The organism is Streptomyces sp. NPDC041108 (assembly GCF_055592645.1).
This window is the reverse complement of sequence record NZ_JBVIYK010000011.1, coordinates 267,658-287,229: the sequence shown is the minus strand read 5'-3', so window position 1 is coordinate 287,229 and position 19,572 is coordinate 267,658. Positions and strand designations below refer to the sequence as shown.

At 71.9% G+C, this 19,572-nt stretch carries 21 protein-coding genes and 4 pseudogenes; 15 read left to right on the top strand and 10 right to left on the bottom strand.

What is annotated here, in order from left to right; genetic code table 11:
- The 3 genes and pseudogenes from ACZ6BB_RS29140 to ACZ6BB_RS29130 all read left to right on the top strand — a co-directional run.
- Nucleotides 1–671 (top strand): ABC transporter permease (locus tag ACZ6BB_RS29140; RefSeq protein WP_471618109.1); only part of this gene is annotated, 671 nt, incomplete at its 5' end.
- Nucleotides 672–1,034: 363 nt separating this feature from the next.
- Nucleotides 1,035–1,871 (top strand): class I SAM-dependent methyltransferase, encoded by an 837-nt coding sequence (locus ACZ6BB_RS29135; protein WP_471618108.1) that lies wholly within the window; start codon nucleotides 1,035–1,037, stop codon nucleotides 1,869–1,871.
- 27 nt (nucleotides 1,872–1,898) lie between these two features.
- Nucleotides 1,899–2,093, top strand: a pseudogene (locus tag ACZ6BB_RS29130) (DUF1684 domain-containing protein); the annotation flags it as partial.
- Here ACZ6BB_RS29130 and ACZ6BB_RS29125 read toward each other — a convergent pair.
- Entirely contained in the window at nucleotides 2,074–2,745 is a 672-nt protein-coding gene (locus ACZ6BB_RS29125; RefSeq protein ID WP_471618107.1) for a hypothetical protein, read from the bottom strand. The pseudogene ACZ6BB_RS29130 and the gene ACZ6BB_RS29125 sit on opposite strands and share 20 nt — an antisense overlap.
- Nucleotides 2,746–2,886: 141 nt before the next feature.
- On the bottom strand, nucleotides 2,887–3,348 hold the full coding sequence (locus ACZ6BB_RS29120; RefSeq protein WP_471618106.1) for a VOC family protein: 462 nt from the start codon (nucleotides 3,346–3,348) through the stop codon (nucleotides 2,887–2,889).
- Nucleotides 3,349–3,609: 261 nt separating this feature from the next.
- Here ACZ6BB_RS29120 and ACZ6BB_RS29115 point away from each other — a divergent pair, with 261 nt between their 5' ends.
- Complete coding sequence (locus ACZ6BB_RS29115) at nucleotides 3,610–4,392, top strand: hypothetical protein (RefSeq protein WP_471618105.1); 783 nt, start codon at nucleotides 3,610–3,612, stop codon at nucleotides 4,390–4,392.
- Nucleotides 4,393–4,406: 14 nt separating this feature from the next.
- Here ACZ6BB_RS29115 and ACZ6BB_RS29110 read toward each other — a convergent pair whose 3' ends face one another.
- Nucleotides 4,407–4,811, bottom strand: coding sequence for an FCD domain-containing protein (locus ACZ6BB_RS29110; protein WP_471618104.1), 405 nt, complete (start codon nucleotides 4,809–4,811; stop codon nucleotides 4,407–4,409).
- Between the two features lie 212 nt (nucleotides 4,812–5,023).
- Here ACZ6BB_RS29110 and ACZ6BB_RS29105 point away from each other — a divergent pair.
- The 5 genes and pseudogenes from ACZ6BB_RS29105 to ACZ6BB_RS29085 form a co-directional block, all read left to right on the top strand.
- A pseudogene (locus ACZ6BB_RS29105) lies at nucleotides 5,024–5,248 on the top strand (ABC transporter substrate-binding protein); the annotation flags it as partial.
- A 162-nt stretch (nucleotides 5,249–5,410) separates the two neighbouring features.
- Nucleotides 5,411–5,905 carry a MarR family winged helix-turn-helix transcriptional regulator gene (locus tag ACZ6BB_RS29100; RefSeq protein ID WP_471618103.1) on the top strand — a complete coding sequence of 165 codons (495 nt, stop codon included), beginning with the start codon at nucleotides 5,411–5,413 and terminating at the stop codon, nucleotides 5,903–5,905.
- Nucleotides 5,906–6,124: 219 nt separating this feature from the next.
- Entirely contained in the window at nucleotides 6,125–6,751 is a 627-nt protein-coding gene (locus tag ACZ6BB_RS29095) for a DsbA family protein (protein ID WP_471618121.1), read from the top strand.
- Nucleotides 6,752–6,787: 36 nt separating this feature from the next.
- Nucleotides 6,788–7,594 (top strand): MBL fold metallo-hydrolase, encoded by an 807-nt coding sequence (locus ACZ6BB_RS29090; protein WP_471618102.1) that lies wholly within the window; start codon nucleotides 6,788–6,790, stop codon nucleotides 7,592–7,594.
- Nucleotides 7,585–8,016 (top strand): nuclear transport factor 2 family protein, encoded by a 432-nt coding sequence (locus ACZ6BB_RS29085; protein ID WP_471618101.1) that lies wholly within the window; start codon nucleotides 7,585–7,587, stop codon nucleotides 8,014–8,016. The genes ACZ6BB_RS29090 and ACZ6BB_RS29085 overlap by 10 nt, the downstream gene beginning before the upstream one ends.
- 131 nt (nucleotides 8,017–8,147) lie before the next feature.
- Here ACZ6BB_RS29085 and ACZ6BB_RS29080 read toward each other — a convergent pair.
- The 3 genes and pseudogenes from ACZ6BB_RS29080 to ACZ6BB_RS29070 form a co-directional block, all read right to left on the bottom strand.
- Nucleotides 8,148–8,294 (bottom strand): annotated as a pseudogene (locus ACZ6BB_RS29080) (alpha/beta hydrolase); the annotation flags it as partial.
- A gap of 147 nt (nucleotides 8,295–8,441) precedes the next feature.
- Nucleotides 8,442–9,965: a glycoside hydrolase family 43 protein gene (locus tag ACZ6BB_RS29075; RefSeq protein WP_471618100.1), complete on the bottom strand. Its 1,524-nt coding sequence runs from the start codon at nucleotides 9,963–9,965 to the stop codon at nucleotides 8,442–8,444.
- Between the two features lie 98 nt (nucleotides 9,966–10,063).
- On the bottom strand, nucleotides 10,064–11,149 hold the full coding sequence (locus tag ACZ6BB_RS29070; protein WP_471618099.1) for a LacI family DNA-binding transcriptional regulator: 1,086 nt from the start codon (nucleotides 11,147–11,149) through the stop codon (nucleotides 10,064–10,066).
- 702 nt (nucleotides 11,150–11,851) lie between these two features.
- Between ACZ6BB_RS29070 and ACZ6BB_RS29065 the strand changes: the two genes are divergently transcribed.
- From ACZ6BB_RS29065 to ACZ6BB_RS29055, 3 genes and pseudogenes are all read left to right on the top strand, one after another.
- A complete protein-coding gene (locus tag ACZ6BB_RS29065; RefSeq protein ID WP_471618098.1) occupies nucleotides 11,852–12,043 on the top strand; it encodes a X2-like carbohydrate binding domain-containing protein in 192 nt (63 codons plus the stop codon).
- Nucleotides 12,040–12,426: a hypothetical protein gene (locus ACZ6BB_RS29060; protein ID WP_471618120.1), complete on the top strand. Its 387-nt coding sequence runs from the start codon at nucleotides 12,040–12,042 to the stop codon at nucleotides 12,424–12,426. Before ACZ6BB_RS29065 ends, ACZ6BB_RS29060 begins: the two co-directional genes overlap by 4 nt.
- A gap of 145 nt (nucleotides 12,427–12,571) precedes the next feature.
- A pseudogene (locus ACZ6BB_RS29055) lies at nucleotides 12,572–12,880 on the top strand (DNA alkylation repair protein); the annotation flags it as partial.
- A 40-nt stretch (nucleotides 12,881–12,920) separates the two neighbouring features.
- Here the strand turns inward: ACZ6BB_RS29055 and ACZ6BB_RS29050 are convergent.
- From ACZ6BB_RS29050 to ACZ6BB_RS29035, 4 genes are all read right to left on the bottom strand, one after another.
- Nucleotides 12,921–13,313: a VOC family protein gene (locus ACZ6BB_RS29050; protein ID WP_471618097.1), complete on the bottom strand. Its 393-nt coding sequence runs from the start codon at nucleotides 13,311–13,313 to the stop codon at nucleotides 12,921–12,923.
- Entirely contained in the window at nucleotides 13,310–13,612 is a 303-nt protein-coding gene (locus ACZ6BB_RS29045) for an ArsR/SmtB family transcription factor (RefSeq protein WP_471618096.1), read from the bottom strand. Before ACZ6BB_RS29045 ends, ACZ6BB_RS29050 begins: the two co-directional genes overlap by 4 nt.
- 79 nt (nucleotides 13,613–13,691) lie before the next feature.
- On the bottom strand, nucleotides 13,692–14,597 hold the full coding sequence (locus ACZ6BB_RS29040) for an amidohydrolase family protein (protein WP_471618095.1): 906 nt from the start codon (nucleotides 14,595–14,597) through the stop codon (nucleotides 13,692–13,694).
- 95 nt (nucleotides 14,598–14,692) lie between these two features.
- Nucleotides 14,693–16,147, bottom strand: coding sequence for an eCIS core domain-containing protein (locus ACZ6BB_RS29035; protein ID WP_471618094.1), 1,455 nt, complete (start codon nucleotides 16,145–16,147; stop codon nucleotides 14,693–14,695).
- Nucleotides 16,148–16,350: 203 nt separating this feature from the next.
- On the opposite strand from ACZ6BB_RS29035, the gene ACZ6BB_RS29030 reads away from it, so the two are divergent.
- From ACZ6BB_RS29030 to ACZ6BB_RS29020, 3 genes are read left to right on the top strand one after another with little or no spacing between them, the layout of a single operon-like run.
- Nucleotides 16,351–16,890 (top strand): SRPBCC family protein, encoded by a 540-nt coding sequence (locus ACZ6BB_RS29030; protein ID WP_471618093.1) that lies wholly within the window; start codon nucleotides 16,351–16,353, stop codon nucleotides 16,888–16,890.
- Nucleotides 16,883–18,526, top strand: coding sequence for a phytoene desaturase family protein (locus ACZ6BB_RS29025; protein WP_471618092.1), 1,644 nt, complete (start codon nucleotides 16,883–16,885; stop codon nucleotides 18,524–18,526). The genes ACZ6BB_RS29030 and ACZ6BB_RS29025 overlap by 8 nt, the downstream gene beginning before the upstream one ends.
- Nucleotides 18,523–19,401: an SDR family oxidoreductase gene (locus tag ACZ6BB_RS29020; RefSeq protein WP_471618091.1), complete on the top strand. Its 879-nt coding sequence runs from the start codon at nucleotides 18,523–18,525 to the stop codon at nucleotides 19,399–19,401. Before ACZ6BB_RS29025 ends, ACZ6BB_RS29020 begins: the two co-directional genes overlap by 4 nt.
- Nucleotides 19,402–19,572 lie beyond the last annotated feature (171 nt).

Sequence of the window (19,572 nt, the reverse complement as noted above, 5' to 3'; positions counted from 1 at the left end):
TGCTCCTGCTCTTCGTCTACATCTTCGGAGACGTGATGAGCGCCGGCATCGGCGGCAGCGACCGCTCCGACTACATCGCCTACCTCGTCCCGGGCGTGCTGTTGATGACCCTCGGAAGCAGCACGATCGGCACCGCGGTCTCCGTGTCCATGGACATGACGGAGGGCATCATCGCCCGCTTCCGCACCATGGCGATCCACCGCGGCTCCTTCCTCGTCGGACACGTCGTCGCCAGCGTGCTGCAGTCCCTCGCCAGTGTGGCCCTCGTGGGTGTGGTCGGCGTGGCCATCGGCTTCCGGTCCACGGACGCGACGCCCCTGGAGTGGCTGGCGGCGTTCGGACTGCTCGCGCTGTTCGGCGTGGCCCTCACCTGGATCGCGGTCGGCATGGGCCTGTCCAGCCCGAACGTCGAGGCGGCCAGCAACAACGCGCTGCCGCTGATCTTCCTGCCGCTGATCTCCAGCACCTTCGTGCCGATCGACGCGATGCCGGGCTGGTTCCAGCCCATCGCCGAGTACCAGCCCTTCACCCCGGCCATCGAGACCGTACGCGGGCTGCTGCTCGGCAGCGAGATCGGCCACAACGGGTGGCTCGCCGTCACCTGGTGCCTGGGCCTCTCCGCGCTCGGCTACTTCTGGTCGAGGTCGGTCTTCGACCGCGACCCGAGGTAACCGGAACGCCGACGGCACCTGCCTCCCGCAGTCAGTCCCCCCGAGGGCGGTGTACTCCGACACATGGTCGGTGTGCGCCGCCCCGACGTCGTTCGTCTCGCCGCGGGCTGATCGGACCGGCCGCTCGGTGCGCCGCCTCGCGAGGTCCGATCGGCTCAGCACGGCGCGCCTCGGCCGGGCGGGCTGCGGCAGGGGGAGGATCGATGGGGTCGCGGTCCGGGGAAGGGCCGCCCGGCACTGCCCCACCGCGTGAAGAGGTCCGGCCATGAGAGCGTTCCGCGCCCCGCTGTTCCCGTCCTCCCCTGCCGACCGGGCACCGGGGCTCGGCAAGGACCGCACCCCGCCCGTCACCGGAGGCGCGAGATGACCGGCGCCGCGCGCGGGGGCGCTCCGGGCGGAGGCCGCTACGGCGAGGCCGTCTTCCGTCCCGAGCAGACGGGTGAGGGCGAGCGCATCGACTTCGGCGCGCTCGCCTACGACGACGTCACCATGGCGCGGCTGCGGGCCCTCGGGGCCGGTCCGGGATGGCGGTGCCTCGACGTGGGCGCCGGCACGGGCACCGTCTCCCGGCGGCTGCTGGACGAGGCCGGGGTGACGAGCGTGGTCGCTGTGGACCGCGACGTACGCTTCCTCGGCGCGCGGCCCGTACCCGGACTGGAGGTGATGGAGGCCGACGTCACCGCCCCGGACTTCGCTCCCGGCCGGTTCCGGCTCGTCCACGCGCGCTTCGTGCTGATGCACCTGCCCGAGCGCGACCGTGTGATCGCGACGCTGGCCGAACTCGTCGCGCCCGGCGGTGTGCTGGTGCTCAGCGACGCGGTCGACCTGACGAGCGACCGGACGCCCGGAACGCCGTACACCACGGTCATGCGCGCGATGTGGGAGGGGCTGCGGGCGACCATCGGCACCGACGTCTCCTGGGTGCCGTCGTACCCGCACCTGCTCCGTACGGTGGGGCTCACGTCCGTCGCCGCCGAGATCCATGTACCGCCACTGCTGCCGGGCAGTGCCATCAGCCGCTTCTGGGCGGACACATGGGAGCGGAGCAGAGGAGCGATGCTCGCCACCGGGCTGGTCGACGACACGGCCGTCGACGCGGCCGTCCGGTACCTGGGCTCCGACGAGTGCGCCGCGCTGTCGGCCGGCATGCTCACCGTCTGGGGACGGAAACCGGGAGGCCGCGACGATCCGTCGGCCTGACGATCAGGCGGCGGCGGTCCGGCGCGGGGGCAGACGACCTGGGCGGCCGACCGAGCCCTCGCTCTCGGCACACCCGTCGAGGACGGCACGGTGGTCCTGGACTTCAACCGGACGACCAACCGGCCGTGCGCCTACGCCGACCTGGCCACCTGCCCACTGCCGCCGGCCGAGAACCGGCTGCCCGTGACACCGGTCGGTGGTCTCACCGCCCCGGCCGTCTGAAGTGGGCGTAGGGCGGATACGGTTTGAAGCAGACCAGCAGTTCGAGGGGGTGCCCGCCGCCGGGTGGCTGGACCAACGTGGTGAGCCCCGTCATGAATGCCGAGTGCCCCTTGGCGACGCCTTTCTGACGCGGGCCCCAACCCGCCGCGTGGGCGAGGGACATGGCGGCCGAGGCGAACACGTCCCGGCCGCCGAACAGGAAGAACGTCCGGGCGTGGGTGGCGTGCCGCACCTCGTCGAGGACGTCGGTCCGTTCGTGACGTTCGCGCCACGAGGTGGAGTCCCGGTGCGTGCGTGCCTCGTCGGTGCGGACGGTCAGCGGAGTACCGCCGACCAGCTTGCGGCGCAGCTCGGGCCATCGGCTGGGCCGCAGCCCGAGCGTGTGGTGGGCCAGGACGAGGTCGACCAGGTCGCCCACGCCCTCGTCGGGCGGAACGCTGTCGCGCAGGGGTACATGGACGATCGTGTGCCGTGAGTAGGCGGCGAAGGAGAAGAGCCCCGCCAGCCGGTTCAGTCCGTCGTGGTCCCCGAGCAACGTGCCGATGGGCTGGGGAGCACGCAGTGAAGTGTGGCGGAGGGGCTGTCGGGGTTGGACGACACGGTGCTCCTGGGGCCCGTTACGGGGCCGGAACTGACGCAGCCTCAGCTGCATGCGTAGTACCTCATGCGCTCAGCATCGCGGTGGGTGAGCCTCCTCGGCAACGGAGATTCGCCGGCCCATCGACGTCGTCAACGGCCCACAGGCGTCACACCCGTCCGTCCGTGCGCCGGAGCGCCTAAGGGCGTCGTCCTCTCAGTCGGGCATGGCCTCCCTGGCGCGCTTCTCCATCTCCTCCGGCGGGATGTCCTCCACATGTGTCGCGACATGCCACCGGTGGCCGTAGGGGTCCTCGAACTGCCCGACCCTGTCGCCGTAGAACTCGTCCTTGACCGCGTTCACCTCGGTGGCACCCCTGGCGAGGGCCTCGGCGAAGACCGCGTCCACATCCTCGACGTACACATACAGGTGCACCGGTGTGCCACCGAGCGACCTGGGCGAGCGGAACCCCAGCTCCGGGAACTCGTCCGCGAGCATGACGACCGAGTTGCCGATCTGCAGTTCGGCGTGGTGGATCTTGCCGTCCGGTGATGCCATCCTCATGCGTTCCGTAGCACCGAGGACGGCGACATAGAAGTCGATGCCCGCCGCCGCACCATCCACACAGATGTACGGCGTGACGCGCGGGTCGTCCTCCGACAAGGGCTCTGTGCTCACTGTCCACCGCCTTCCGACAGGTGACGGCCGTCGGCCGAGCCACATGAACAAGCCTGGCACTCATCACCGAACCACGCAGCCAGACGGGCGGGGCCGCATGCCCCACCCCCTCCACGAAGCGGCCACGGCCTGCGGTGACGCGGACGGAAACAACCCCGGGCACCCCCTCTTCGTAGGAATCAGTGCGGACACATGGGTAGCAGACAGCAAAGGGTGAGTAACATCCGCACACAGCACATCCATTTGTCGGGAGGGACTGCCATGACCGAAACGCCTTCGGAGACGACGGATCTCAAGGCGCAGTACACCGCCCAGGTCGCCGCCGACCTCGAACGGAACGCCAAGGAACAGGAGCGTCTCCACGGAGAGATCGACGCCCTGCAGGAGCAGCTCCGTAATCTGCAGCAGGACCACAGTGTGTTGGCGAACGTGCAGCAGGCACTCGGCTTCGTGACACCTGAGCCCGCTCCCGTGGCCGAAGAGGTCGTCGTAGCTCCCGTTCCTCGGCAGAAGACCGCCGCCGGTCCGCAGGCCGCCAAGCGGGCGCGTGCGAAGAAGGCACAGAAGGCCGCTCCCCCGCAGAGCGCCGAGAAGACGAAGAAGCCCGCCGCCACCAAGACCGCGGCTACCAAGCCCGCGGCAGCCAAGACAGCGGCACCGAAGTCGGCCACCACCAGGACGACCGCCACCAAGACCGCGACTCCCAAGAACGCCGCCGCCAAGACCACGGCCCCCAAGTCCTCGACTCCGAAGTCCTCCGCCCCGAAGAAGGACCAGCCCACCCTGGTCGAGCTCATCCGCCTGCACCTCACGGAGCAGAGCGAACCGCGTTCCGCCGCCGAGGTCGCCGCCGCGCTCACCCAGGCGCACCCCGACCGCCGTATCCAGACCAATGTCGTCCGCACGACGCTCGAAGGACTCGTCGCCAAGAGCAACGCCCAGCGCAGCCGGCAGGGGTCGTCCGTCTACTACACCGCTCCCGACGCACCGGAGCCGACCGTGCCGGCGCAGGCCGAGGCGGAGCCGGCGCCGGCGAACGGCTGAGCGCTCGACGAGGATCAGTCGGCGAGACGGCGGCCGGTGCCCTGGTCGGCGGCCGCCTCGGCGAACTGGTTGGTGTCGAAGAGCTGGTTGATGTGTCCGCCCAGTTCGGACCAGTGACGTCCGGAGAGTTCGGCGGCGGAACGGGCGTCTCCCTCGGCGCAGACGTCGATGAGTTCGTCGTGGTGTTCGATGGTGTTGCGACCGCCGAGCAGGGTGGAGAACTTGCGGTAGAGGATGCGGTGGATCTGCGGGTGGAGCTGCTCGACGATCCGGCTGAGGACGGGGTTGTCCGCGACCGCGATGGGGACGGCGTGGAAGCGGTCGTCCGCGTCCAGGGCGGCACTGATGTCGGCGGCGGCCACAGCCCGTTCGAAGTCACGGTCGGCCGCACGCATGCGCCGGAAGTCATGGTCGGTCATGACCGGGACGGCTGTCTCGATGGCGAGTCGGTCCAGCGAGCGCAGGACCGCGAGGTCTTCTCGGCATCGCGGCGGTTGAGGGTGGTGATGCGGGTGTGCTGAGGCCGAACGCCTCCAGCCTGCCCGTCAGCGGGGCCAGGACGGACTCGGAGCTGCGGGTGACGAAGGCGATGCCGGCCGGCCCGGCGATCGACTTGAGCAGGTCGACGTAGATACAGAACGGCTCCTTCAACGGCTGGTCCGTCCGCACCGACGTCGCTCCCCCGGCCTGTCTGCAGCCGATCTGGAAGTATCCCCAGGCCAACGTGGACGGCTTCCCCCGATTCATGGCCGACCGTGCCGTGGCCGAGCGCTGGAAGCAGACCTTCGCCCTGCACTTCGGCGAGGTCCAGGGCGCCCCGACGGCCGGCCGGCTCGGACTGCATCCGGGCGCGTGACGGCCGGCGGTGCCGCCGCCCGTCGCCCGCGGTGGCCGGCGGCACCGGGGACGGCGCCCTCGCACGGCGCCTCGATGCGCGGTCCGGCCGGCCGCTCTCTCCCCTCGGCCGCGGCAAGATCGGTACGGTGGCGGACGGAACCAGGGAAGGGGCGGAGCGGCCGTGAGTGAGCAGGCAGGCATCAGTACGGCCAAGGAGGCCGCCGACCACGGACTCGTGCTCGCGTTCGGGCGGCTGCAGGGAGCGGCCAACCGGCTGGAGTACATCCTCGGGCGGGCACTGGAGGTGGAGTGCGGCATCAGTCATCTGATGTTCGAGGTGCTGCTGATCCTCGGACGGGCGGGCGAGCCGGGGCTGCCCATGCGGGCCATCGCCCAGGAGCAGGTCCTCACCTCCGGCGGCGCCACCCGCCTGGTGGACCGCATGGAGGCGGCCGGGCTCGTTACCCGGCAGGAGTCCCCCACCGACCGGCGCGGAAAGCTGGTCCGGCTGACCGCGCTGGGCGAGGAGACGACGGTGCGTGCGGCCCTGGTCCATGTCGAGAACATCAAGGAGCACTTCCTCGGCCCTCTGCCGGAGGCAGACCGCGAGCGGTTCACCGAGGACCTTCGCATCCTCAGCCACACGGCCCGGGACGTCCTGCCCCGGCTGCCCTGACGCGCGCCCCGCCTTCCGCACACCCGCGTACCGCGCTCCGTCCGCGTACCGCCCTCGGCCCGATGTGCCGCTTCGACGTCCCGGCTCGACGTTTCCCCCGGCAGTGAGAGCATGTGACCCACCTCACATGCATCTGCCGAAATACCTGACACGTCAGTTACTGTTCTATCAGGTGATCGCCCGCGCCGGGCGGGCCGTCACACGCCTGTTGAGGTCATGATGAAGCTGGTCTACGTTTTCGACGCCTACTGCGGCTGGTGCCACGGATTTTCCACGGCCCTCCGTGAGGTGGCCTCCCGCCACCCCGAACTGCCGGTGGAGGTGGTCTCCGGTGGCCTGTTCACCGGATCCCGCCGGGTGCCGATCCGTGAGTTCGGCCATATCCAAGGCGCCAACGCGCAGATCACCGAGCTGACCGGCGCCGAGTTCGGCGAGGGGTACCAGCGGCTGATCACCGACGGTTCGTTCGTCATGGACTCCGAGGCCGCCGCCCGGGGCTTCGCCGCGCTGCGCCAGGCCGCCCCCGACCGGGCCGCCGCTCTGGCCACGGAGGTCCAGCACGTCTTCTACACCGACGGCCACAGCCTGTCGGACCCGGACACCTACCGCGCGGTCGCGGAGACCGCCGGGCTGGACGCCGACGCCGTCGTGGCCGCGTTCGAGTCGCCCGACGCGCGGGCCGCAGCCCGGGCCGACTTCCGCCGCGCGACGGAACTGGGGGTCACCGGCTTCCCCACCCTGCTCGCCGTCGAAGGCGACTCCGTCGCACCCCTGGCCTACGGCCGCGCCACCGCGGACGAGGTCGACCGGCGGCTGGCGTCGTACACGGCCACTTTCCCCTCCTGACCTTCCCCCTCCCCACCCCACGCAAGGAGTCCTCTCATGGGCACCCTCGACTTCACGGTCCTCGACCTCGACTTCCCGGCCGGCAGCAAGAACAAGACCGCCACCCTCGTCACCGGCGAGAGAGAGGCGCTGCTGGTGGACGCCGGGTTCACCCGCGCCGACGGGCACCGCCTGGTCGCCGAGATCCTCGATTCGGGCAGGACGCTGACCACCGTGTTCGTCTCCCACGGCGACCCCGACTTCTACTTCGGCGCCGAGGTCGTCGCCGACGCCTTCCCCGACGCGGTCTTCGTCGCCACCCCGATCGTCATCGAGCACATCCAGCACTCCTACGAGGGCAAGCTCAAGGCATGGGCCGCGCTCGGCCCGAACCTGCCCACCCGCCTGGTCGACCTCACCCCGCTGACCGGCGACCTCACCCTGGAGGGTCACCGCTTCGAACTCAAGGGCGGCCCCGCCGGACTGCCCGACCGCCACTACCTCTGGCAGGCCGAGTCCCGCGCCCTCCTCGGCGGCGTCCTGCTCTTCCAGCAGGAGCACGTCTGGGTCGCCGACACCCCCACCCCCGCCGACCGCACCGCCTGGATCGCCCTGCTCGACGAGATGGCCTCCCTCGACCCCCGGCTCGTCGTCCCCGGCCATCGCCTGCCCGACACGGCCGCCGACGCCTCCGCCATCACCGCCACCCGCGGCTACCTCGCCGCCTTCGAGGAGGAACTCGCCAAGGCCGCCGACGGCGCGGCCCTGACCGCCGCCCTCGTCCAGCGCTACCCGGACCACGGCATGCTCATCGCCGCCCAGCTCGGCGCGAAGGTCGCCAAGGGCGAGATGACGTGGGGCTGACCATGACCGAGCCCACACACCCCGCCGCCTCCACCGCCCCCGCCGACGTCGTACGCCGCCAGTACCTGGCCTCCGCCGCCGGCGACCTTCAAGCCCTGCGCGCCACCCTCGCCCCCGATGTGGAATGGACGGAGATGGCCGGCTTCCCCCTCGCCGGCACCTACCGCACCCCCCACGGCGTCACCGCCAACGTCATGGAGCAGCTCGGCAAGGACTGGGACGACTGGACCGCCCACGACGACACCTACGTCGTCGACGGCGAGAACGTCGTCGTCCTCGCCCGCTACACCGCCACCCACAGGACCACCGGCAAGAACATCGACGTCCGGGTCGCCCACCACTTCGTCGTACGCGGCGGCCTCATCGTCCGCTTCGAACAGTTCGTCGACACCGCCCTCGTCCGCGACGCGGCGGCGCCCTGAGCGGACCCGGCCGGGGCTCTCCCGGCCCGGCAGGACCGGATCGGCCGTACCCCGCTCCTCCCGACGTCCTCACCCGCCCCGCGACCGCGCGGGGCGGGTGGTTCGGCGTGGTGCGTGGCCACCGACGGCCATTGCCCCAGCAGCCGGCGCAGCCGGGCCTCCCGGGCGTCGGCCGACAGGGCCACCCGGGGAACGAGGCCGTCGAAGCCGTGGAATCCGCCCGGCCAGACGTGCAGTTCGGCGCTTCCCCCGGCCTGCCGGATCCTGGAGGCGTAGGTGATCTCCTGCGACCGGCCGAAGCACGAGTACACCCGTCGTCCGGTGGCGGCCGCCCCCGTCCCCGGCCCTGATCTGCAACGCGTCCGGCGGCAGCGGCGGTCGGAGGTGAGGGCGACCGCGTGAACGGCCGGTGCGGGCCCGGTGTCTCAGCCCTCCAGCGGCTCGTGGTCGAACCAGTCGAAGTGCACGGCTCCCGCGGTGGCGAACAGCCCGAGGACCCGGCCCGTGAAGCCGCCGGCGACCTCCGTGGACAGATAACGGCCGTCCAGCGAGGCCAGTTCGACGAAGGTGCCGTCCTGCTCCTCGAAACCGAGCGAGACGAAGTCGGGTCCGGTGCGCGCGTCGGTCATGGTGTGCACCGGTGCGGTCTCCACACGGAGCACCACTGGCCCCGGAGGCACCGGCCGGGATGCCACCACGGTGTGCAAAGGGCCGATGCGGGCCCGGACCCGCACCTGCCCTGACCCGACCTCGACGGAGTAGTGGTGGCGCTCGTCGAGGCGGACGGCCAGACCTCCGGCCTGCCCCTCGCCCGCGTCGGCGAGGGTGCGCACCCGGCACGCCCGGTGCTGCTGGCGTCGGCCCACGAACGTCACCTCGGCGTCGTCGAGCGAGGCGCCGCGGGCGCGCAGGGTCAGCCAGCCGGGCCGTTCCTTCGTGGTGCAGTCCTCCGGGGGGCGCCGGCGCAACGAGATCCACTGCGGGGCCAGGTCGGTGACGTCGAAGTCGTCCCGGCGCTCCGGCGGGGCGGCGGGGGGTTCCAGGGGCCAGGGCGGTGCGGGCATGTCGGTCGACAGTTCGCCGACGACGGGCCAGCCGTCGACCCACTCGACCGGCGCCAGGTAGGTCTCCCTGCCGAGCACGTGCCAGCCGGGGGTGCCGCCGCCCGGCCGTACGCCGAGGAGCACCATCCACCACGAGCCGTCGGGTCCCTGAACCAGGTCGGCATGGCCGGTGTTCTGGACGGGGTGGTCGGTGCCGCGGTGGGTCAGGATCGGGTTGGCCGGGCCCGGTTCGAAGGGGCCGGTGGGTGCGCTGCCGCGGGCGACCGAGACGCCGTGGCCCCGCTCGGTGCCGCCTTCGGCGATGAGCAGGTACCAGTGGTCGCCGACGTGGTAGAGGTGCGGTGCTTCGGGGGCCTTTGCACCGGGCCCGCCGGACCACAGCCGGCGGCGCTCGCCGAGCGTCTGTCCGGTGTGGGGGTCGAGGCGGATCTGACCGACGCCGGCGGTGGTGCACCAGCAGGTGCCGTCCTCGTCCCAGGCGAGGTCGGGGTCGATGCCGTGCACGCCGGGCAGCGGGATCGGGTCCGACCAGGGGCCGGCCGGGTCGGTGGCCGTGAACAGCAGATTGCCGTCGGCACTGACGTTGGTGACGATCAGCCAGAACCGGCCGTCGTGGTGGCGCAGTGTGGGCGCGTAGAGCCCCCCGGAGGAGGCGGTGTCCGGCGGCAGGCGCAGTTGGCTCGGGCGGTCGAGGGCGTTGCCGATCTGGGTCCAGTGCACCAGGTCGCGGCTGTGGAAGAGGGGGATGCCGGGGAAGTACTCGAAGCTGGAGCACGCGAGGTAGTAGTCGTCGCCCGCCCGGCAGACGGACGGGTCGGGGTGGAAGCCGGGGATCACCGGGTTGCTGATGGTGCGTCCCGTCTCGGACACGCTCGTCACCCTCATCGAGTCCTTTCGCCGTTTCGAAAGTTTCTCCAACTCGGACAGATACTTTCTCGATCAGGCTAGCCAGGGGGTGTCCGGACGGTCAATGAGCCCGTGCGTCAGCTCCTGGGGGGAGCGGTACTGGCGCGGACCGTCAGCGTCGTCGCGATCTCCAGGCCGGCCTGCGGCGCGGGCTCGCCCCGGCCGAGGGTGAGCGCCAGTTCGGTCGCGGCCACGGCCATCTCGGTGAGGGGCTGGTGAACGGTGGTCAGGGGCGGGTCCACCCAGGCCACGACCGGCAGGTCGTCGAAGCCGACGACGCTCAGGTCGTCGGGGATGCGCAGGCCGGCCTCGCGGGCGGCCTGGTAGACCCCGAGCGCCTGAAGGTCGTTGGCGGCGAAGACGGCCGTGGGGCGATGCGGCAGCGCCAGCAGGGAACGTGCCGCCTCGTAGCCGTCCGCGCTGGTGAGCGGTGCGTACACGATGAGTTCCGGCTCGACCGGCAGACCGGCCGACCCCATCGCGGAGCGGTAGCCGTCCAGGCGGGCGCTGCAGTACAGCTGGTCCGGCGGGCCGCTGATCATGGCGATGCGGCGGTGCCCGAGCTGGGTCAGATGGCGGGTCGCGGCCCGGCCGCCGGACCAGTTGGTGGCCCCGACGAACGGGACGTCGTCCGGCAGTTCGGTCGCCGGGTCGACGACGACGAACGGGATGCCCTTCGCCCGCAACTGCTCCCGCTCGGCCTCGGAGAGCTGGGCCACCGACAGGACGCAGTTCGGCCGCCGCGAGACGGTGTCGTCCCAGGTGAGCGGGTCCGTGTCGTGCAGCCCGAACTCGGACACCATGACGCCCACCCGGTGCCTGCGGGCCACCCGCTCGACTCCCCGGATGATCTCGACGGCCCACATGTGCTTCAGCTCGCGGAAGACCAGCTCCACCACGTTGTTCCGGTTGGCGCCGGACGGCTTGCGGTAGCCGTACCGGTTGACCAGTTCCTCGACGCGGGCGCGGGTGTCGGCGGAGACGCCGGACTTGCCGTTGATCACCTTGGACACGGTGGGGACCGAGACACCCGCCGACTCGGCGATGAACGCGATCGTGACCGGCCGAGAGGTGTCGCCCCCCGCGCCGTCGTTGTCCGCCGGCCCGTCGGCCGTTTCGGCCGCTTCAGCCGCTTCGGTCACGTCGTCCGCGTCGTCCGCCAAGGCAGTCCGCCCCTCTCGTGGATGTGGGCGCCCATTCTGGCATCCCGATACCCCCGCACCCGTGGCCTCTGACACCTCCTCATGTTAATTTCTCCACCGCACGGCGCGAAACTTTCTCGTCCTGAGTTGTATCTCCGTCGGCCTTCCGCCGGCGCCACGTGTCGCACACCCCCCAACCCGAAGGTGCGCATGATGACGAGAAGACTCGCAAGGTTTCCGGCCCGGCGGCACCGGCCGTCGCACCCCCCACGCAGACTGACGGCACTCGTCCTGGCCCTCGTCCTGCTCCCCCTGCTGCCCGCCACCGCCCGGGCCGCCGATCCGCCCGTGCCCCCGTCCCGGTTCCCCGGTCGCCCGCAGTGCGGTCGCCGCCATGCAGCCCGGATGAAACCTGGGCAACACCTACGACGCCATCCCCGACGAGACGTCCTGGGGCAACCCGCCTGTGACCCGCGCCCTCTTCCAGAAGGTCAGGTCACAGGGGTTCAGGAGCGTTCGGCTGCCCGTCACCTGGGGCGGCCACCAGGGCGCCGCCCCGAACCCACACGATCGATCCGGCGTGGATGGCGAAGGTGCGCCAGGTCGTCGGCCTGGCGCTGGACGAGGGCCTGTACGTCCTGCTGAACATGCACCACGACTCCTACGGCTGGTGGCCCTTGATCGAGCTGGACCACCCGCTCCGGGACCGCCTCCAGCGACCTGGTGTTCCTTCCGAAGTCGGGTGCCCTCACCGCCCAGGACCTCACCCTGAACCCGAACGGCACCGGCTTCCAGGGACTGCGGCACGGCTCCCGCAATCTCGTCAGGGGCAGGGACTACACCGTCAGCGGCAACCGGCTCACCCTCACGGCCGCCGCGCTGACCGAGCTGGCCGGCGACCGGGCGTACGGGTGAACGCGACGCTGGAGGCCAGGTTCTCCCGCGGTGTGCCGTGGCGGATCGATCTGATCAGCTACGACAGCCCGGTCCTGTCGAACGCCTCGGGCGGCACCGGCGGCCTGTCCGTCCCCACCCGGTTCCGGGGCGACCGGCTCGCCACCATGGAGGCCAGGTACGACGACGGGAGCAAAGCGGGCCCGGCGAGCTGGACCTCGTTCCAGCAGTGGGACACCGCGTTCTCGGCGTACACCGACGACTCCATCAAGCTGACCGCCGAGTTCCTCGCCGCCCTGAGGGACGGCTCCCGGGTGACGCTCACCTTCCACTTCTGGAGCGGCACCGAGGTGCCGTACCACGTCGCCAGGTCGGGCGGTTCCGTGACCGGTTCGCCCGCCTGAGGCGCACCGCCGCGCGGCCGGGCCCCGGCCGCGCGGTCCGGCACCGATAGGGTCGGCAGCCAGGTGAGGGACGGGAGACCGGGATGACCGGGACGACGCCGGCCGGGACGACGGTCACCGAGGTGATGGCCGAGCTGGCCGCGCTGACCCCGTGATCGCGAGTGCCGGCTGGGCGCTCACCACCGAACGGGCGACGAGGAGGCCCGAGGGTCTCGACCTCCCCGGACTGCTGGACGTCATCGAGGCGCGGATGAAGGACGCGCCGGACCGCCTGCAGTGGGCGATGAACCACTGCCTGGCCCGGATCGGCATCGACCACGCCGAGCACCGCGCCCGTGCGATCGACATCGGTGAGCGTCTGGAGGTGCTCAGGGACTATCCGGCCTCCCCCGGCTGCACGTCCCCCTTCGCGCCGACCTGGATCGCCGAGATGGTGCGGCGCAGGCAGGCCGGCCAGCTCCGAGCAGATCACCGGGCACGCACCCCGCCGGCCCCTACTGCGGCTGTGTCGCGATCTGGATCAGGTTGCCGCAGGTGTCGTCGAGGACGGCGGTGGTGACGGGACCCATCTCCAGGGGCTCCTGGGTGAAGCGCACCCCGAGGCCGCGCAGACGCTCGTACTCCGCCCGCACGTCGTCCACGGCGAACTGGGCGAGCGGGATGCCGTCCCCGACGAGCGCGTCGCGATAGGGCTGGACGGCCGGATGACCGGCGGGCTCCAGGAGGAGTTCGGTGCCGTCGGGCTCGTCCCGCGACACGACGGTCAGCCAGCGGTCCTTCTCCCCCAGCGGGACGTCGTGCTTCTTCACGAAGCCGAGGATCTCGGTGTAGAAGTGTTCGGCCTTGGCCTGGTCGTCGACGAAGACACTGGTCAGACGGATCTTCATGAGCTGCTCTCCTGCGGTCCGGATGGGTCGGGCACGAGCCACCGCTCGGTGATCTGCCGCAGTGGGGCCGTGTTCAGGTCATGGAACTTGTAGCGGCCCTCCCGCCGGGTCTCGACGAGCCCGGCTGCCTCCAGCACCGCGAGGTGCTGGGAGACCGCCTGGCGCGAGATGCCGAGCTGGTGCTTCATGGTCAGCCGCGCACAGATCTCGAACAGTGTCTGTCCGGACTGCTCGGCCAGCTCGTCGAGGATGGTCCGGCGGGTGGGGTCGGCCAGGGCTTTGAACAGGTCGTCGGCCACGACCCCACCATAGGCAAGTAACCACTTGCCTATCAAGTCCGGGCGCGCCCCGATCCGCGCGGCCCCGCAGCACCGCGGGTCACAGCCCGAACAGCTCCGCCGCGTTGTCGTGGCACACCGCCCGCAGCCAGCGCTCCCCCAGACCCAGGCGCTCCAGGGCGTGGAGCTGATGGAGGTAGGGGTAGGGGATGTTGGGGAAGTCGGAGCCGAGGAGGACCCGGTCACCGAGGGCGTCCAGCCGCGGCAGGGCCCGGCGCGGGAACGGCATGAACCCCTCGCTGAAGTCGGTGAACGCCATCGTCGTGTCGAACCGCACCTGCCCGTACCGCTCGGCGAGAGCGAAGAACTCCTCGTACTCGGGCATGCCCATGTGCGCGACGACCAGCCGCAGCCGGGGATGACGCGCCAGCACCCGCGCGATCGGCTCGGGCCCGGTGTGTTTGCCGGGCGCGGGCCCGGAGCCGCAGTGGACGACCACGGGGACACCGGCCTCGGCCAGCAACCCCCATGCCGGGTCGAGAAGTTCGTCGGCCGGGTCGTACGCCCCCACCTGTACGTGCGCCTTGAAGACGCGCGCGCCCTCCTCGACGGCCTCCCGGACGTACGCCGCGACGTCCGGCTCGGGGAAGAGCGTGGCGGTGTGCAGACAACCGGGGGTGCGGCGGGCGAAGCCGGCCGCCCAGCCGTTCAGCCAGCGGGCCATGCCCGGCTTGTGCGGATAGAGCATCGAGGTGAACGCACGCACGCCGAAGTCCCGGAGCAGGTCCGCCCGTTCCGCCTCCTCCTGACGGTACGTGATCGGCCATTCCATGCCTCCGGTCAGCGGTCCGAGCGCGTCGAAGTACGCCCACACCTTGCGCAGCACGCGCTCGGGCATGAAGTGCGTGTGGACGTCGACCAGACCGGGCAGACCGAGCGACTCCGCGAAGCGGCGGATCTCTCCGGCCTCCTCGCCCGCGGGCACCTCACGAGGATGATCGTTCATGCCGTCCACGATCGGCTCCGGTGCGGTGGCAGGTCCACCGCCGCACACGACGGAGCCGTGAGGAATACGTCACCCTGCCCTTCTCGACGCGGCGGCTACAGGTTGCCCGCCACCGGCTGCACGTCCTCGACGTACAGCTGGAAGAGCAGGCGGGTGATGTCGGTGTCGCCGAGGGACAGGCTGAACGGCTCCTTCTTCTCGGGCTTCAGACCGATGTACCCCGGCAGTGTTCCTTCACCGGCCGCGGCTTGCGGGAAGGTACTGCCGGTCTCCTCTTCCCGTGTCTTCCTGATGTGGTAAGGAGTTCCCTTGTCCCCGGATATCGCCATGTAGTCCGGGTGGAACAGGAGTTCCTGTGCGCCCTCCTTGAGGGTGAACTCCATCAGCACCTGGGTTTCGTCATCGGTGAAGTACTCCTCGGCCTGCCCTCTGTCCCCGAGGTGGTTCTTCACGGGCATGGCACCGATCGGGCCGCTGCCACCCGCCTCCGCCTCGCGGTAGCGCTTGGCGATCCCGGCGGGCTGTTTGCTCTCGGTCTGCATCCACAGTTCCGTCTCCTGCGCCTTACCCTTCCAGCTCATGATGGCGGCGGCCTCGCTCGTGAACATCGACCGGTAGAGCTTCAGACGCCCCGTGTCACCCTTTCCGCTCCGCTCCGCGAGTTGCGTCAGGAGAGCCGGGCCCACGGTGTGCAGAACATCCTCCAGCTTCCGCTTCGAGGCTGCGGCGGCCTTGCCCTTCTTCTTCGGCGCCCTGGGCGGCAGGAGCGGGTGATTCGCCGCCTCCATCTTCGCCTTCCAGTGCGCCTCATGGAGCATTTCCTGCGGGTCGCCAAGGGTCCGCTGAACAACCGCCCCGGAGGGGACTGCGTGGGCGGCGGGCGCTTCCCCCGGCGACCGGGGTGAGTCGGCCACACGCTGGACGGCGGGCTCGGCCGGGCCCGACATCACCTTGCGCGCGTTGGCCTCGGCGGCCTGCTCGAAGCGGTCGGAAGGATCGGAGACCCGCAGCCCCTCGCCGTTGTCGGTGCCCGCGACCGGACCCTGACGCTGCTGGATGACATGGGTCAGTTCGTGGGCGAGGGTGTGCTTGTCCGCACCGCCGTCGCCGATGACCACATGGCTGCCGGAGGTGTAGGCACGGGCGCCGACCTCGGCGGCGGAAGCCCTCGCCGCGCTGTCGTCGTGGATGCGGACGTCGGAGAAATCGGCGCCCAGACGCGCCTCCATGTCCGTGCGGGTGGCGCTGTCCAGCGGCTGGCCGGGGGCGCGCAGCACGTCATGGACGGCCGCGCGCTGCACGGTGGGTTCCGCGGCCTCGCCGTGACCGCAGCCGGCACCGTGCCGGTGCTCCTCCTGGGCCCAGGCGTGGCCGGCCCGGCGCAGCAACTGGACGACCGCGGCATTGCCCGTGGTGCCCTGCAGCGCGAGCAGCCCCTGCGGCGACGACAGATCGGGGCGCTGCCGCGAAGGTGCTTCGGTCGTCGTGACAGCGGGGACCCGGACGGCCTTGCTCTCGTCGTCTGCCTTGTCGCTACCGCGTGTCCGCACTGACAGCTCTCTTTCCTGACCGACGACTGGACGTTCCTTGCTACACCGGCGCCGATCCGCCCGGGAAGGTCCATCGGGGCAGACCTCGGCATCCGATCGGGCAACGGCGCCGGGCGATGTTCCTGCCCTGGTCCCGCCCGGTGTGGATCTCATCCGGCCGGGCACTCGGCCCTCGACCGGGGTGGACCGGCTGGAGGTGTGGCATGGCGGTACGGCATCGTCTGATCAAGGTGAGTCCGCAGGTCGTGTGGGCCGTCCTCGCGGACGGCACCCGGTACGCGGAGTGGGTGGTGGGGACGTCGTCCTCCGAACCCGTCCGCGGGCTGTGGCCGCAGGTGGGCTCGGCGATCGGGTACGAGATCCGGGTGGGCCCGCTCCGGCTGAGCAACGAGACCGTGGTCCGGTACTGCGAGGAGGGCTCCGAGCTGGGGCTGGAGGCGCGGGCCGGGGTGCTGGGGACGGCGCGGATCTCGGTACGGCTCCGCCCCTGGGGACCGTACTGCCTGGTCGTCGTGGACGAACACCCGCTGCAGGGCGTGGGCGGAGCGCTCCACAACGTGGGCGTGGAGGCGCTGATCCAGCTCCGCCACCGCGCGATGCTCGCCCGGCTCGCCGGGCTCTGCGAGGCACAGGCCGAGAACGGCATGGATCCCGAGGCCGAGGCACGGACCGAGGCGGAGCGGCCCACGAAGCTCCACGGGCGGCGCAGGGCCGCGGGTCACGGCACCGGCGGCCATGCCTGACGCGGTGGTGATCGGAGCCGGCCCCAACGGGCTGGTGGCCGCCAACCTGCTCGCCGACGCCGGATGGAGCGTGGAGGTCCTGGAGGAACAGCCCGCGCCCGGCGGCGCGGTGCGCCACGACAGGGGCGTCGACCCCGACTTCGCGAGCGACCTGTTCAGCTCCTTCTACCCCCTCGCCGCCGCGTCCCCGGTACTGGCCCGGCTCGGGCTGGACGAGCACGGCCTGCGCTGGAGCCATGCCCCGCACGTCCTGGCCCATCCGCTCGGCGACGGCAGGTGCGCGGTCCTGTCCCGGGACATCGACACCACCGCCGCCTCGCTGGACGCCTTCCACCCGGGCGACGGGGACGCCTGGAGGCGCCTGCACCGGACCTGGGAGGACCTCGGCCCCGACATCGTCGACGCGCTGTTCACCCCCTTCCCGCCGGTACGCGCCACCGCTCGCCTCGCCGTCAGGCTGAAGGTGGCCGGCGGCCTGCGCATGGCCCGCACCCTGGTCGCGCCGGTCCGCCGCATGGGTGACGAGGAATTCCAGGGCGAGGGCGGCAAGCTGCTGCTGGCCGGGAACGCCCTGCACGCCGACCTCGCGCCGGAGGCCGCGGGCAGCGGCGGCTACGGCTGGCTGCTGTGCATGCTCGGACAGACGTACGGCTTCCCCGTGCCGGCCGGTGGCTCGGGCGCCCTGACGGCGGCCCTCGTCAGCCGGCTGCGGGCGCGTGGCGGGACCGTCCGCTGCGGCCGGCGGGTCAGCCGTGTCCTGGTGCGCGGCGGCCGGGCCGCCGGGGTCCTCACCTCCGACGGCGAGAAGGTGGCCGCCCGCCGCGCCGTACTGGCGGACGTGTCCGCGCCGGCCCTCTACGGCGAACTCGTGGCCGCGGAGCACCTCCCGCCCCAGCTGACGGCCGACCTGAAGCGCTTCCAGTGGGACTTCGCCACGTTCAAGGTCGACTGGGCCTGCGACGGTCCCGTGCCCTGGCGGGCCGAGGCGGCGGCGCGGGCGGGCACGGTCCACCTCGCCGACGGCGTCGACGAGCTCACCCGCTGCGCCGCCCAGATCGCCATGGGGCAGGTGCCCGACCGGCCCTTCGCCCTGTTCGGCCAGATGACGACCGCGGATCCCTCCCGCTCCCCCCGGGGCACCGAAGCCGCCTGGGCGTACACCCACGTGCCGCACGTCATCAAGTCCGACGCGGGCGACGAGGGTCTGACGGGCAGCTGGAACAGCAGGGAGCAGGAGGTGATGGCCGACCGCGTCGAACGTCAGGTGGAGCGGTTCGCGCCGGGGTTCCGCTCGCGCATCCGTGCCCGCCGGGTGCTGGCCCCGCCCACCCTCCAGGCGCTCGACCGCAATCTGCACGGCGGCGCCATCAACGGCGGCACGGCGGCACTGCACCAGCAGCTCTTCTTCCGGCCCGCCCCCGGCACCGGCCGCCCCGAGACCCCCGTGGACGGTCTCTACCTCGCCTCCGCCTCAGCCCACCCGGGCGGCGGGGTGCACGGCGCCCCCGGAGCCAATGCCGCCCGCGCGGCACTGCGCCGGCACCGGCTGCCCGGGCTCACCCGCGCCCAACGCGTCCTGGCCCGCCGGGACCGCACCGGACGGGCACAGGGCCGGGCAGGAAGGGACCAGTCGTGAAGGACAGCCCGCTGAAGGGCCGTACCGTCGTGGTGACCGGAGCGGCCCGCGGCATCGGAGCTGCACTGGCGGACGCGCTCGCCCGGCGAGGCGCGCGGCTGGCCCTCCTCGACCACGACGAACCGGCGCTGAGGACGACTGCCGCCGCCCTCCCCGGCACGGCGCTGGCCCTGCCCACCGACGTGTCCGACGCCGCCGCCCTCGACGACGCGGCCGAGGCCGTCCGTGCCCGCCTGGGGCCGCCCTCGGTCGTCGTGGCGAACGCGGGCATCGCCGAGGGCGGCCCCTTCGCCCGGTCGGACCCCGGCACCTGGCGCCGGGTGATCGACGTCAACCTGATCGGCAGCGCCCAGACCGCCCGGGCCTTCCTGCCCGACCTGGTGCGGACCGCCGGCTACCACCTGCAGATCGCCTCGCTGGCCTCGATCGGCGCCGCCCCGATGATGAGCGCGTACTGCGCCTCCAAGTCCGGCGTGGAGGCGTTCGCCCACACGCTGCGCGCCGAGACGGCCCAGCACGGTGTGGCCGTGGGCATCGCCTACCTCGGCTGGACCGACACCGAGCTGATCCGCGACGCCGACCGCTACGTGACCCTGCGGGAGCTGCGCGCCCACATGCCGCCACCGGCCCGGCGCGTCCAGCCCACCGCGACCGTCGCCGCCCGCCTCGCCGACGCCGTGGAACGGCGGCGGACCGCCGTCTACGTCCCCCGGTGGCTGCGCCTGATCCAGCTCACCCGGGCCGCGGTCCCGCCCGTGGTCCTGCGCGCGACCCGCCGCACACTCCCCCGCCTCGAAGCGGAGCAGCCCCTCCACCCGACCGGTCTGCTCGGCCCGGGCGGCCGCGCCGCCGGCGACCCGCGCGCCGGCGCCTGAGCCTCCGCAACCATTCCACGCGCCTACCCGCGACGCCGCCGGACCGCACCCTCACCCACGACGACGATGCGTGACGATTCGGATACCCTGCGGAATCGGTGACGTGGCGGCATCGGCGAGGAGGCGCGTATGGACGCGGGCAGGCGGCGGTCTCTCGGCAGGTGGGGGGCG